This window comes from Shewanella sp. 10N.286.52.E4 (genome assembly GCF_041468785.1).
In the GTDB taxonomy this organism is placed as follows: Bacteria; Pseudomonadota; Gammaproteobacteria; order Enterobacterales; family Shewanellaceae; genus Shewanella; species Shewanella electrodiphila.
On sequence record NZ_JBFRJJ010000022.1, the window covers coordinates 319,716 to 333,576 of the forward strand.

The 13,861-nt window shown below is 40.7% G+C and carries 13 protein-coding genes; 6 read left to right on the forward strand and 7 right to left on the reverse strand.

Annotated elements, in window-relative coordinates:
- Positions 1-117 precede the first annotated feature (117 nt).
- Positions 118-660, forward strand: a complete 543-nt coding sequence (locus AB4153_RS13135) for a DUF4136 domain-containing protein (protein WP_229367960.1) — start codon at positions 118-120, stop codon at positions 658-660.
- A 61-nt stretch (positions 661-721) separates the two neighbouring features.
- Here the strand turns inward: AB4153_RS13135 and AB4153_RS13140 are convergent, their stop codons facing one another.
- Positions 722-1,870 (reverse strand): HlyD family secretion protein, encoded by a 1,149-nt coding sequence (locus AB4153_RS13140; RefSeq protein ID WP_303512323.1) that lies wholly within the window; start codon positions 1,868-1,870, stop codon positions 722-724.
- Between the two features lie 2 nt (positions 1,871-1,872).
- Positions 1,873-2,256: a DUF3302 domain-containing protein gene (locus AB4153_RS13145; RefSeq protein ID WP_102529841.1), complete on the reverse strand. Its 384-nt coding sequence runs from the start codon at positions 2,254-2,256 to the stop codon at positions 1,873-1,875.
- A gap of 265 nt (positions 2,257-2,521) precedes the next feature.
- On the opposite strand from AB4153_RS13145, the gene purT reads away from it, so the two are divergent.
- Complete coding sequence (purT, locus tag AB4153_RS13150) at positions 2,522-3,718, forward strand: formate-dependent phosphoribosylglycinamide formyltransferase (RefSeq protein WP_371997730.1); 1,197 nt, start codon at positions 2,522-2,524, stop codon at positions 3,716-3,718.
- A 92-nt stretch (positions 3,719-3,810) separates the two neighbouring features.
- On the opposite strand, the gene AB4153_RS13155 is transcribed toward purT, so the two are convergent.
- The 5 genes from AB4153_RS13155 to AB4153_RS13175 all read right to left on the reverse strand — a co-directional run bounded on the left by AB4153_RS13155 (position 3,811) and on the right by AB4153_RS13175 (position 8,093).
- Entirely contained in the window at positions 3,811-4,761 is a 951-nt protein-coding gene (locus AB4153_RS13155; protein ID WP_371997731.1) for a D-2-hydroxyacid dehydrogenase, read from the reverse strand.
- Positions 4,762-4,775: 14 nt separating this feature from the next.
- A complete protein-coding gene (locus AB4153_RS13160) occupies positions 4,776-5,399 on the reverse strand; it encodes an outer membrane beta-barrel protein (RefSeq protein ID WP_102529844.1) in 624 nt (207 codons plus the stop codon).
- Positions 5,400-5,570: 171 nt separating this feature from the next.
- Complete coding sequence (gene djlA, locus AB4153_RS13165; protein WP_371997734.1) at positions 5,571-6,347, reverse strand: co-chaperone DjlA; 777 nt, start codon at positions 6,345-6,347, stop codon at positions 5,571-5,573.
- 57 nt (positions 6,348-6,404) lie between these two features.
- Complete coding sequence (gene murU / locus AB4153_RS13170) at positions 6,405-7,085, reverse strand: N-acetylmuramate alpha-1-phosphate uridylyltransferase MurU (RefSeq protein ID WP_371997735.1); 681 nt, start codon at positions 7,083-7,085, stop codon at positions 6,405-6,407.
- A gap of 48 nt (positions 7,086-7,133) precedes the next feature.
- The gene (locus AB4153_RS13175; RefSeq protein ID WP_371997737.1) at positions 7,134-8,093 is read right to left on the reverse strand and encodes an aminoglycoside phosphotransferase family protein; all 960 of its coding nucleotides are present in this window, start codon (positions 8,091-8,093) and stop codon (positions 7,134-7,136) included.
- Positions 8,094-8,269: 176 nt separating this feature from the next.
- Between AB4153_RS13175 and lptD the strand changes: the two genes are divergently transcribed.
- The 4 genes from lptD (at position 8,270) to rsmA (ending at position 13,819) form a co-directional block, all read left to right on the forward strand.
- Entirely contained in the window at positions 8,270-10,570 is a 2,301-nt protein-coding gene (gene lptD / locus AB4153_RS13180) for an LPS assembly protein LptD (RefSeq protein ID WP_248954454.1), read from the forward strand.
- 134 nt (positions 10,571-10,704) lie between these two features.
- Positions 10,705-12,009, forward strand: coding sequence for a peptidylprolyl isomerase SurA (gene surA, locus AB4153_RS13185; protein WP_229367986.1), 1,305 nt, complete (start codon positions 10,705-10,707; stop codon positions 12,007-12,009).
- A gap of 9 nt (positions 12,010-12,018) precedes the next feature.
- Positions 12,019-13,005, forward strand: a complete 987-nt coding sequence (gene pdxA / locus AB4153_RS13190) for a 4-hydroxythreonine-4-phosphate dehydrogenase PdxA (RefSeq protein WP_102529849.1) — start codon at positions 12,019-12,021, stop codon at positions 13,003-13,005.
- Between the two features lie 7 nt (positions 13,006-13,012).
- Positions 13,013-13,819, forward strand: a complete 807-nt coding sequence (gene rsmA, locus AB4153_RS13195; RefSeq protein WP_371997740.1) for a 16S rRNA (adenine(1518)-N(6)/adenine(1519)-N(6))-dimethyltransferase RsmA — start codon at positions 13,013-13,015, stop codon at positions 13,817-13,819.
- Positions 13,820-13,861: the final 42 nt, after the last annotated feature.

The following is a 13,861-nucleotide window of genomic DNA, read 5'->3' on the forward strand; positions in this document are numbered from 1 at the left end:
TAACTAGGCTAAATTGAATTAAGCTATTAACAATAAGACTACGGCTATACCGTCAAAATGATGAAACTTTCCCCAACCTTTTATCGGTTATTAGCAGCAAACACCTTTGGAGTTCCTATGATTTTTCGCCATCTTTTATTACTCTGTTTTATACTCACTATCAGTGCTTGCCAAAGTACCAAAAGTAACTCCGACTACGACACAAAGTACGATTTTAGTCAGTTAAAGAGTTTCCACTTCATTGAAACTCCCGACCAAGGTGACCAACTGAGCGCCGAACGAATTCGAGCTAATATACGAACAACATTAATTGCAAAAGGCTTCACAGAACAAGCAGAGCAAAGTGACTTTCTTGTCAGCTATGCCTTCCTCACTAAAGACAAACCTAAGAGTTCAGGCCTTTCTATTGGCCTAGGTACTGGCACTAGTGGTAGTCATGGTGGAGTGGGTGTTGGCACTAGCATGGGCATTCCTATTGGCAGCGACAGTGCTAAAATTCAAGTGATTCAAGTTGATATGATTGATACAAAAGAAAATCGACTGATTTGGCGCGGCACTGATGAATTCGATTTTGAAGCCGGTGGCGATGAAAAAGTGGCAGAAACCAGCAAAACTATCAACCAAATACTTGCTCTATTCCCGCCACAGCCGAAAAGCTAAACTAACTACCAACTAATAATAAAAAGTCCGCAATCGCGGACTTTTTTATATTAGCTTAGTTTTAATGCCCTTCAGCAAACAAGTAGTTCAGCCAACCTTGCATTCGTAGCAATACTTTTCGAATGATCGATACATGAGTGAAATGCTCTGTATATATCGCAGATTGCCCTGCTACGCCCGCAGGTAAATTGGCTAACAATTCATTTTCGTCATCAAGTTCAATAAGCACGAGCGCGCGGCCTCGCTTAAACAACTCATTTGAAGATCGTAATGTGCCACCAAATTGCAACTCGCCTTCAGCCATTGCAGGTAAGACTTTAACGACTCTCCCTTTATGAACCACACCCGGCATAGCATCTAAGATAAGCTCGGCTTCGTCACCTTCTTTTAAACGCAGCAATGAGTTTTGCCAGAACGCGCCTGCAAAATATCTATCTTCATCAGGTATAAATGTCATCGCGGGACGCAGTGGAATAGGCACTGCCATAACACCAGGGCGAAGTGCCATCTGAGTGACAACACCATCTACAGGCGCTTTAACCTCAGTACGCTCAAGATTAAATTGCGCTTCGTCTAATTGAGCTTGAATAACTGCAACATCGGTATTTACGCCATCAATATTCGATTGAAAAGCTAAGCGGAAACGAATTTCATCAGCTTGAGCAGCTTTAAACTGAGCCTCTGAAGCTAAATAAGTTTGGCGCTTATTATCCAGTTCAATTTCAGAAAATGGCGAGTTTTTGCCACCTTTTCGTTTACCTTCGTCATAACGTTCATAAGCTTGCTTAGCTCTATCACGGTTAGCTTCAGCTTGGGTCACTTTGGCAATCGCACTGTCCCACGACGCTTTCAGTTGCGGTACAGCTTGTTTAGCATCTTCCAGTGCGGCCTGCTTTTCTTTAACTTCCGCGATAAAAGGAGTGGGGTCAATTTTAAATAATATGTCGCCTTTTTTTACAGGAACATTAGGCTTTACATTTACCTCAACCACTAAGCCACGAACCGCAGGGTTAATTGGAATAGACACAAAGTATTCACGTGTATACTTAGTGTAGGGGTGGTTATAGTTCATCAATACCAATAAGGTACCGATTAATGCTATGCCACCTAAAACAGCTGTGGGGACCGTCCATTTAGTCAACGGGATCTTGAATATCTTAAAAACAGCAACACATAGCGCGGTGTAAGTTAAAATCAGTAACAGATCCATAATTACGCCTCTTGTTGTGGTGTGGTGGTCTCTGTTTGAGACTGCTTGGTTTCTGGAGATTCAAGATTGCCTAAACGTTGATTTAACTGTTCAACTTTTTCCATCAGCTCCCTCACCTCACCTTCGAGGATTAATTCACGCTTTTTGCCATTACTAAACCCCCAGCCTCTATCTTCACGATATAAGGTTGCCCAAATCCATAAAAATGGCCAAATAGCATGCATGGTAAATAAGCTGACCCAGCCAGCAATATGAAGTGCATCTTGTTGTGGGTGATTACGCTTCTTGGCAATCTCATAGGGAATATCATGAATGGCAATCACACCATAGAAAATAACTAATGCTACAAAGAACAAAAGTCCCAAAGCAAAATAATCCAAAAACATATAACTCTCCTACTAGAAGGTAAAGCAAGTTAATCGAACCAAAATAAATCCAAAGTGTCACCCGACAACTAAGTAACACGGTTACAACCCAAAGATAACACACGTTCAACAATAAAATAACTGTAATACCCTGTTTATTCGCTAAAAAAATAACTCTTTTCTCGTGATCTTTTACACATTTATAGCCTTTGCTAATCAATCGATTACGAATAAAAGATAAAATGAAGCAGTGATATCCCTACAAGCTTCCTAACAAGGTAAAACAATGAACGCTCATACTCCTTTCAACTTTGGTACTGCCGGTACTGAAGGCTCTATAAAAGCCATGCTGCTAGGTTGCGGCGAACTCGGAAAAGAAGTAGCCATTGAGCTGCAGCGCTTCGGCGTTGAAGTCATTGGAGTCGACCGTTACCCTAATGCTCCAGCAATGCAAATTGCACACCGCTCTCATATCGTCAATATGCTCGATGAAGTCGCATTAAAAGCGGTAATTGAACTTGAGCAGCCTCATCTGGTTATCCCTGAAATTGAAGCCATTGCCACACAAGCACTAGTGGAAATCGAAGCCACTGGGGTCAATGTGATTCCAACAGCAAAAGCCACACAATTAACCATGAACCGTGAAGGCATTAGAAGACTTGCAGCTGAAACGTTAGGCATCCCAACCTCACCTTATTTCTTTTGCGATACCTTAAGCGAATTTAAAGCAGCAATAATTAAAATTGGATTACCTTGTGTCGTGAAGCCTGTTATGAGCTCTTCTGGAAAAGGGCAAAGCGTCATTAAAAACGAGCAGCAAATAGAGCAAGCTTGGCAATATGCACAAGAAGGCGGACGTGCTGGCGGCGGCCGCGTGATTGTCGAAGGTTTTATTGATTTTGATTATGAAATTACGCTACTAACCATTAGTGCTATCAATGGCATTCATTATTGCGACCCGATTGGTCATCGACAAGAAGATGGTGACTACCGTGAGTCATGGCAGCCACAAGCAATGTCAGCTGTCGCGATTGAAAAAGCACAACAAATTGGTGAACAAGTAGTAAAAGCCTTAGGTGGATTTGGCCTCTTTGGAGTAGAGCTCTTTATCAAAGGTGATAAAGTTTACTTTTCTGAAGTATCGCCAAGACCACACGACACTGGTTTAGTTACACTCATTAGCCAGGATATCTCTGAATTTGCATTACATGTTCGCGCTATTTTAGGCCTGCCAATCACGGAAATCAGGCAGCATGGTGCCAGTGCATCTGCAGTTATTCTTGCTGAAGGCCAATCAAGTAACATTCGATATCAAGGTGTAGAAAATGCTCTATTGGAAGCAGACACTCAAGTTAAATTGTTTGGTAAACCTGACATAGATGGCCGCAGAAGACTAGGTGTCGCGCTTGCAAGAGATAAAGACATCGACTCATCAATCGCTAAAGCCAAACGCTCTGCAGCTGAAGTAAAGGTCGTTTTTTAGCTCGCATTTGAATGCTGAGTACCTTATTGGTAAAACGAAAAAGCCTAACATGTGAGTGTTAGGCTTTTTACTAGAGCATTGCTTAAGACATGCTAGTTCACTGTGTTAATCGGTGAGCCATTCAAAAACTGCTTCACGTTATTTACTGCAATGTTCAATAGATTCTGCCTAGCTTCTATTGTTGCCCAAGCAATATGTGGAGTGATAATAATATTATCGGCTGATAACAAAGGATTATTTTTTTCTGGCGGTTCAGTAGAAAGTACATCAACAGCGGCGAAGAGTTGCTGCTGATTCAACGCTTGTGCTAATGCCGCTTCATCAATCAGACCACCACGTGCTGTATTCACTAGCAACGCCCCAACTTTCAATAAAGATAAACTGCCTTGATTAATCATCTTATCAGTCGCTTCATTTAACGGGCAGTGTAATGAAATGATATCTGATTGAGAGAGTAGAACATCCAAAGGTTGCCAGGTAACATTTTCAGGTAAATCCGTTTTTTCATGAGCACTGGTAATAATCACTTTCATGTTAAATGCAGTCGCTAATGAAGCCACTTGTTGGCCAATATCACCATAGCCCACAATACCAATGGTTTTTCCTTTGAGCGACATTAAAGGAGATAAAGTGAAGCAAAAGTCCCGAGAGCTTGTCCACTGGCCTTGCTTAACTGCGCAATCATGCAAAGAGACTTGTTGGCAGTGCTGTAAAATAAGGGCAAATACCATCTGAGCTACGGCATCAGGTCCATAAGCAGGCACGTTGGTTACCACGATATTACGTTCACTAGCAGCATTCATATCAACAACGTTCGTCCCTGTTGCTGTGACACCAATATATTTAAGTTGTGGGCACTGCAGTATCACATTTTCAGAGATTACAGCTTTATTAGTAAGCACAATATCAGCTTGATGACAGCGAGGTATTATTTGATCATTTGAACTATGTTCAAATACTTCCACTTCACCTAGTGAAGACAAAGATGCCCATTTCAGATCGCCAGGGTTGAGTGTATAGCCATCAAGTACGACTATTTTCATGCTCGGTCACCTATTTAAAATTTAATCTCTAAACCGACATTGGCCTGCCCTTGCCACATGACATCAGCAGATATATGCCAAACGCACTCATTAGGGCCACAAAAGAATGTGTTATCTGAATTAACGAATGTCGCATAGCCTCTTACATCAGCAAATAATGCCACTTGCGGCGTGATTTCATATGCTGCACCACCACCAAAGCCCATCGAAAAGCGTGTCTCTGATGAGTAATCACCGCTTGGGCGCATATGAGTTGCCCCTGCTGTAACTGTTACGTAAGGTTTAAACTTGCCATTTGGAAAATATAAACTGCCACCTAAATGGAAATAATCAACATCAAGCTCGTTAAACACTTCATTGCTAAAAGCACCATTTCTCACATCAGTTGCTTGCGTACTGTATAGAAAATAGATATTGCCAGGATCTTTGGTTGTCGTACCAATCATGACGCCATAATGTTCTGACTCTGAAATTTTTAACTTACCGCTCTCACTGGTATTAGGATCTGAAATATCAAATTCACTACTACCAAAACTATAACCACCAAAAGGGGAAACATAAATTTCAGCTTGAGATGAAAAAGATATTGCAGCAGTGCTGACAATAGTAACGAAACTCGCAATAGCGGTTAATTTCATGTGTAACTCCGTATACAACAAGCAATTATCATTGAAATAGCTCGGGAAATTGTTTGAATAATAGCTCGAACATTAGCTCGAATATTAGTTCGAATATTAGTTCGAATATTAGTTCGAACAATAACTAGAATAATAATCCCGAGCTAACTCATACTTTTTTCGTGAATATTTTTAGCGCATTCCTCGGGATGTTTTGACGGTTTCATATGCCGACTGAATGTCTTGTGCTTTGGCTTTAGCAAGCTCCATCATTTCTTCTGGCAAACCTTTAGCGACTAATTTATCGGGATGATGTTCATTCATCAATTTGCGATAAGCCCGTTTAATTTCTTGGTCACTTGAAGGTTCTTCTTTACCCAGCATCGAATAAGCATCATCAAGTTGCATTGCACTGCCAGCTCCTGACTGGTGATGATGAAACTCGGCTTGCCAGCGATTAAGTAGCGCGTCTAAGTGAGCTTGGCCTAAACCTAACTCTTTGGCAACTGTAGATAAAATTTGTTTTTCTTTGCTGTGTAATTCACCATCGGATAACGCAGTTTGAATTTGAATTTCCAAAAACATTTGCAGAATTTCTGTTCGACCTTGGCTCATAGCACGAAATTCACGTAAGGTTTCTACTAAATCAAAATCGGCATCACGACCTTTTCTGAATGCCGTCTGGGCATCCTTTCTGGCATCACCAGTGAGCTTCATTTGATCCATCAACATTGACGCGATACGAATATCAACATCAGTGACGTGACCAGAGGCTTTAGCCACATGGCCCATTACTGTGAAGGTCGTATTAAAAAACTGAGCTTGGCGGGCTTGACCTTTGCGCATCATATCCGCAAACCCTGCTCGTTTATCAAATAAATGACCTAACCACAGCCCTAAAACAGCACCAAAACCTCTGCCAAACATATAGCCAATGATAAACCCAAAAACTTTGCCCCAAATACGCATCAAACTTCCCGCTAAATTACACCAAGCTGCTACGAACGCCTTGGTTAAGTGAATACATTAATGATTTTCAATATAGTGTGTGAGCTGTGCCAATCTCTCTACTGTTCCTACGTCACACCAATATGAGCCAGAATAGCTACCCGCTATTTTATCAAGCGATATTTTTTGTCTCAATAAAGGACCTAAAGCGCTTTTTCCAGGAGCTAATTCAGTAAACATTTTGGGGTGATATATTCCCATTCCTGAATAGGTAAACTTATTACTCTCAGATTCAGACACTTGTTGATCAATAATAGCAAAATCCCCTTGTGGATTATGCTTAGGATTATCAACTAACCATAAAAAAGCATCTAATTCTGAATTGGCACGCATTACAGACTTTGCCTGCTCTAGATCAGGTAATTCATCGATATATATATCGCCATTGATAAGTAAGAAAGGCTTGTCTCCCAATAACGCCAATGCTTGCTTAATCCCGCCTGCTGTTTCTAAGGCTTTTTCTTCTGCGCTATACTCAATTGATAATCCCCAGCGACTGCCGTCACCTAATGCTTCCGGCAACTTGTGGCCTAACCAAGCATGATTAATCACTACCTCTTTGATGCCGGCTTTAGCCAGCTTTTCGAGATGATAAACTATCAAGGATTTACCTGCGGCCTTAACTAATGGCTTAGGCACTTTATCCGTTAAAGGTCTTAAGCGCTCTCCCCGCCCAGCAGCCAAAATCATCGCCTTCATCTATAACCTCTTTAATAAAAATGGCTTACACATCTAGAATTCATGCTGTTACGCACAGTTAACTTTTGGTAATACATGTTGTTTAACCCAGTCACCAAACTGATGTAGCTGAGGATATAAAGCGGCAACTTCTACGATATAGGTTAAAGTTAACGGAATATCTTTTAGGTAACCCGCTTTTCCATCCCTATGATTCAGTCGAGCAAAAATGCCTGCGGCTTTAACATGTCGTTGTAAGCCCATTAAATCAAACCATGTTTGATATTGTGTAAAAGTAACACTGTTAGAAATTAACCCTTGTTGTAGACACAACTGCCAATGCTCTTGTTTTAATGAATCAATGATCTCGTTTGGCCATTTGATATAGCAGTCTCTTAGTAAAGAAACAGCATCATAAGTAACCGGCCCTAACACGGCATCCTGAAAATCAATCAGTGCTAGCTCATTATCAACAACGAGGATATTGCGACTATGAAAATCTCGATGCATTCCGGCACTTGGCTGTTCAAGCGCACTTGTTGTTAATACACTGAATGCATGCTCAATAATCTTTTTATCACTGTGGCTTAAAGTCAAACCCAAATGTTTAATTAACAGCCATTCAGTAAAAATGTCTAATTCTCGCGCCACAAATGCTTGGTCATAAACAGGTAATACGCCTTGTTCAGTTTCAGTGACAGTGGCGACTTTAGGTAATAACCCCAAAGCTTTGCGGTACAAATCGGTCACTGAATGCTCGTTTAATTGATTTAAAAGCTGCTCATCACCTAAGTCAGACTGTAAAACAAACCCGTTTAGCTCATCTTGTGCAATTATCTTCGGGGCTATCAAACCAGCCTTTTCATAAGCTTGCGCCATATAAATGAAAGGCATAATCGGCACCAATTCAATCGGTGAATCTGAGACTATATAAGAGTTTGCTAAATGTTTAACTCGAAAATAGCGACGAAAACTGGCATCCCCACAAATGAGTTCAATAGACACCTCTGTCTTAAAATATTGACTCAACCAACTCCTTAGTAAAATAAATCTTCTATCTGATAAACTCATCTCAATGGCTCTTATGGGAAAATTGCTTTATTATAGCCAACATAACATTTGGAAACAGCTAAAGATAAATTGTTAGCTGCGGCTTTTTTTCGATTCATTTTGTCTAGACTAAGAATTCATAATCATTAATTAAAATGCAGATCCGCTACTTTCTGGCATTGAGCCTGTTACCTAACCTAGTCTCGGCACAAGAACCCACTGACACAGAAGCGGTTGAGCTTCATTGTGTGATTAACCCACCGGTTTCTAGTTCGATTGACGAACGCCAACAAGTCCCTAATTTATCAGCTGAAGATATTGTGATCATTTCTGATCGTTCAGAAGCTGCTATGGGCGATAAAGCACATTTCTCAGGTAACGTCAGTTTTAGCCAAGGTACTCGTCATATCAGCGCTGACGAAGCTATTTTGGACCAAAAAAATGAACAATTAGATGCCAATGGTAACTTAATTTTCTCAGATGAGATGTTCACTGTTACAGCGGACTCCCTCAATGCGCAAATGGTTTCCAGTAGCGCGACACTTAATGGTGCGCAATATTGGTTGCATGGTCAGCAAATTCATGGCGATGCTGAACAACTAAAAGTCACTGAACAAAATAACCTTGAGTTACGCAACACCAATTTTACCACTTGTCCTGTAGGCGATAATTCGTGGCTGTTAGAAGCGGAAGAAATCCGCATTGATAGCACTGAAGAGTGGGGCGAAATTTGGGATGCTAAAATCCGTATTGCGGGTGTACCCGTGATGTATGTGCCTTATATGACGATTCCAATTTCTGATAAGCGTAAGTCGGGTTTCTTATTCCCTGACTTTAGCACCAGCACCACCAATGGTGTTGAAGTTAGCACGCCTTATTACTGGAATATTTCGCCTGAGTATGACCTAACCTTCACGCCGACTTATATGTCTGCACGTGGTTTTTACTCTAAAACAGAATTTCGATATTTAGCAGGTGAAGACCAAGATGGCCAATTTAACCTAGAATATCTCGCCAATGATGACAAATTAGACAATAGTCCAGATCGTTACCTTTACCACTGGCGTCACCAAGGTTCAATTAATGAAAATTGGCGTGTACAAGCGAACTTTACAGACGTATCAGATAATAACTATTTCAATGATTTAAGTTCAGATGTCAATCGTTCTACCGATAATCAGTTATCGCGAGTGGGTGAAATCAATTACTTTGAAAAAGATTGGGATTTTGGTATGAAAGTCCAAGATATTAAAGTGCTGGGCGAAGACGAAGTGCCGTATCAAGTCATGCCACAGCTTAACTTTAATTATCAAACTAATGATTTCTGGGAAGGGTTAGATTTCAAATTTAATTCTGAATTAACAAACTTTCAGCACAAAGAAAATGAATACTCAACGGCAACGCGTTTCCACATGGAGCCGAGTATTACCCTACCTATTCAGGGCCCAGCGGGTTCATTGACCAGTGAAATAAAGTTACTTCAAACTCAATATTGGCAAAATAATATTGCCAGTGATAGTGAACTTGAAGATACGGTGAGTCGTACCATCCCTCAAGCCCGACTGCACGGTCAAATTAACTTTGAGCGTGAAACCCATATGTTTGACGCCGATTTTAGGCAAACACTAGAGCCACAATTTCAATACCTTTATGTCGGCTATGAAGACCAAGATGGTATTGGCATTTACGATTCAGCTAAATTACAAGAAGATTACTTTGGTTTATTCCGCGACCGACGTTACTCAGGTCTTGATAGAATCGCTGATGCAAACCAAATGACATTAGGTCTCACAACGCGTTTATTTGATGACGCGAATATCGAGAAATTAAAAGTCAGTATTGGTCAAATTATTTATTTCCAAGACAGTAAAATTAACTTTGCTGATGAGAATGTTGAAGTATCACCGTCAACCTCAGTATTAGCCGCTGAAGTGGATGCTAACCTTTACCAAGATTGGTTCATTAGTGGTGCTGTGCAATTTGATAGTGAACAAGGTGAAACCAAGAAAAGTGAAGTGACATTAGATTTTCGTCCAAGTAATGATAAGTTGCTTCAGTTTAGTTATCGCTATGTGCCAGACCTATTAAATACCAATACCAACGACCGAGTAGATATTTCTCAGGTGGGTATGCGTACCTCATGGCCTATTAGCGACGATTTGTATTTTGTGGGTAATTTTTATTACGACCTCAACGAATCTCGTAGTATTGAAACCTACACTGGGGTGCAATATGAGGCTTGTTGCTGGGCAATGCGTTTAAGTTATCATTACCGCATCAAGACCAATTACGACGATGATTTAAACCCTAGTATTGATACTAGAGAACAATTTGAGAGTGGCGTATACCTCAACTTTATTATTAAAGGTTTAGGTGGTTCTGGTCCTCTCGGTGTTGAAGATATGCTAAACGAAGGATTATTTAACTATCGCAAACCACTTTACTTAAGCAATTAGCCATCATTTATGCACCATTTGTGATAGATTGCTGAACCTAGTGGAAAACAAATAGTCCTATTAAACGTTAACAACACTATTTTGGCGACAGTGCCAATAATAATTAGAAAATTTAAGTGCCAAGGATTCTGTGGATGAAACACTGTAAGAAAATGATTTTTGCTTTATTTACTCTGGCTGCAAGCCAAGTATCGATAGCTGCTCCTGTGCCGCTAGACAGCGTTGCCGTGCAAATCAATGAAGGTATCATACTCGAAAGCGAAATCAGCCATATGATCACTTCGGTTAAATCAAATGCTGAAAAAGCGGGTCAAGGTCTGCCTTCAGATAATGCCTTACGCACTCAAGTTATTGAACGCTTAATTTTAACTCATTTACAGTTACAAATGGCTGAACGAATCGGCCTTTCAATTGGTGATTTACAATTAGATCAAACCATCGAAAATATTGCTAAAGAGCAACAGTTAACTGTTAGCCAAATGCAACAACAGATCGAAAGCGAAGGCATGAGCTTCGGACAATACCGTGAACAACTTCGTGAAGAAATTACCATTGGTGAAATTCAACGTATTCAAGTTCAGCGTCGTATTCAAGTTTCTCCGCAAGAAATTAATAACTTAGTTAAGATGATTCAAGAGCAAGGCCTTAAAGATGTTGAGTTCCAAGTAGGTCATATCTTAATTGAAGTGCCTAGCAACCCAACCAGTGAGCAACTTGAAGCATCAAGCAAGCGTGCTAACATCGTACTTGATCGCTTAAATGAGGGTGAAGATTTCAGACGTACAGCTATTGCCTCTTCTTCAGGACCTAAAGCGCTAGAAGGCGGTATTTGGGATTATATGAGCATCAATGAAATGCCTACACTTTTTGCTGAGGTGGTTACTGATGCGAAAAATGGCGATGTTATCGGTCCAATTAAAAGTGGTTCTGGATTCCATATTATTAAAATCATGGATGCCCGAGGTCTACAAACCCAAGAAATCAGTGAAGTACGTTCACGCCATATTCTGCTGAAACCGTCACCAATCCTTTCTGAAGATCGCGCCAAGGCAATGCTAGAAAGCTTCTTATCACAAATTCGTTCAGGTGAAGCTGACTTTGCAGACCTAGCCCGTCAATATTCAGAAGATCCTGGTTCAGGGGCTAAAGGCGGCGAATTAGGTTGGGCTGAACCAACAGTTTACGTACCTGAGTTTGCTCAAACACTAAACAGTCTTGAAATATATGAGATAAGTGAGCCATTCCGCACCACACACGGCTGGCACATTGCTCAATTAGAAGAAAAGCGTACAACTGATGCAACGGATCAGTTTAATAGTAACCGTGCTCATCAGTTAATCTATCGTCGTAAATTTAACGAAGAACTGCAGAACTGGTTAGATGAAATGCGTACAGAAGCTTACATTGAAGTTTTTGAACCAGAGAGTACTCGAGGTTAACCTAATTTAATGACACAAAGAATTGCGATTACGCCGGGTGAACCGGCGAGTATCGGCCCAGATATTGTAATTAAACTTGCTCAGCAGGCTTGGCCTGCTGAGTTAGTTGTTTGTGCAGATCCGGAATTATTAACCAGCCGAGCTAAAATGTTAGGTTTGCCGCTGAGTCTACGTCCTTACCAGCCTACACTTGATGCTAAACCACAAGAAGCTGGCACATTGACCATCGCTCCGTTTACATTAGCCGCAGAAGTTGAATGCGGAAAACTAAACGAAATAAACAGCGCTTATGTTGTAGATACCCTGCGTTATGCCGGTGAAAAGAACATGAGCAATGAATTTGCTGCAGTGGTCACTGGCCCAGTTCATAAAGGCATTATTAACCAAGCAGGCATTCCTTTTAGTGGCCACACTGAATTCTTTGCATTACAAGCAAATTGCCAAGATGTAGTTATGATGCTTGCCGCGCCAGGTTTACAAGTGGCGCTAATGACCACACATATTCCATTAGCGTATGTTGCCAAGGCAATAACTCGCGAACGTTTACACCATATTATCCAAATTTTGCACAGCGAATTAGTGCAAAAGTTTGGCATCACTTCACCTAAAATATATGTGTGTGGATTAAATCCTCATGCAGGTGAAGATGGACACTTAGGAAGGGAAGAAATTGATATCATGATCCCAGCACTTAATGAGCTGCGTGAACAGGGTATTGATATTGTCGGGCCTTTGCCTGCTGATACACTATTCCAACCTAAATACTTACAAGAAGCAGATGTGGTTCTTGCTATGTATCACGACCAAGGACTTCCAGTACTTAAATCATTAGGTTTTGGAAAATCGGTTAATATCACCTTAGGTCTTCCGTATATCAGAACCTCTGTCGATCATGGCACTGCATTAGAACTTGCGGGCACTGGCGAAGCAGATTGCGGTAGTTTTACCTGTGCATTAAACAAAGCCATTGAATTGGCCTCAAAAGTAAGTAAATAAATTTCCAATGAGCAATAAAGTACATTTAGGCCACACGGCTAGAAAACGTTTCGGGCAAAACTTTTTAACTGATGAAAGTGTCATCAGTAGAATTGTGGGCGCAATCTCACCAGACAACGATCATGTAATGGTTGAAATTGGTCCTGGTTTAGGTGCATTAACTGAACCCGTTGCAGATGCAGTTGATAATTTAACTGTTGTTGAACTGGATAAGGATCTTGTAGAGCGTTTACAAAATCACCCAGTATTAAAAGATAAATTAACCATTAACCAAGGTGATGCGCTTAATTTTGATTTTAGCCAGCTTCAACAAGACGGTAAAAAGATGAAAGTATTTGGCAACTTGCCATACAACATCTCAACGCCGTTGATGTTTCATCTTTTCGAATTTGCCGAAATCATCGAAACCATGCACTTTATGCTGCAAAAAGAAGTGGTACTGCGCTTGTCTGCAAGTCCAGGTACAAAAGCTTATGGCCGCTTAACTGTCATGGCTCAGTATTTCTGTAAAGTGGTTCCTGTTCTAGAAGTTCCGCCAGAGAGCTTTAAGCCTGCACCAAAAGTAGATTCTGCAGTGGTGCGTTTATTGCCTTACGATGTGAAGCCTTTCCCCTGTAAAGATGTGAATGTTTTACGCCATTTATGTACCACAGCCTTTAACATGCGTCGTAAAACATTAAGAAATAACTTAAAGCAAATGATCACTGACGAAGAGTTTGGTCAATTAAACATTGATTCAACACTCAGACCAGAGCAAATAAGCGTTGAACAATATGTTGCGCTAGCCAATTTGGTTTGTGATAAAGGTGAGTAAATTCAAGGGCATTTTAATTAAATGCCCTTTCTTTTTTTAGGA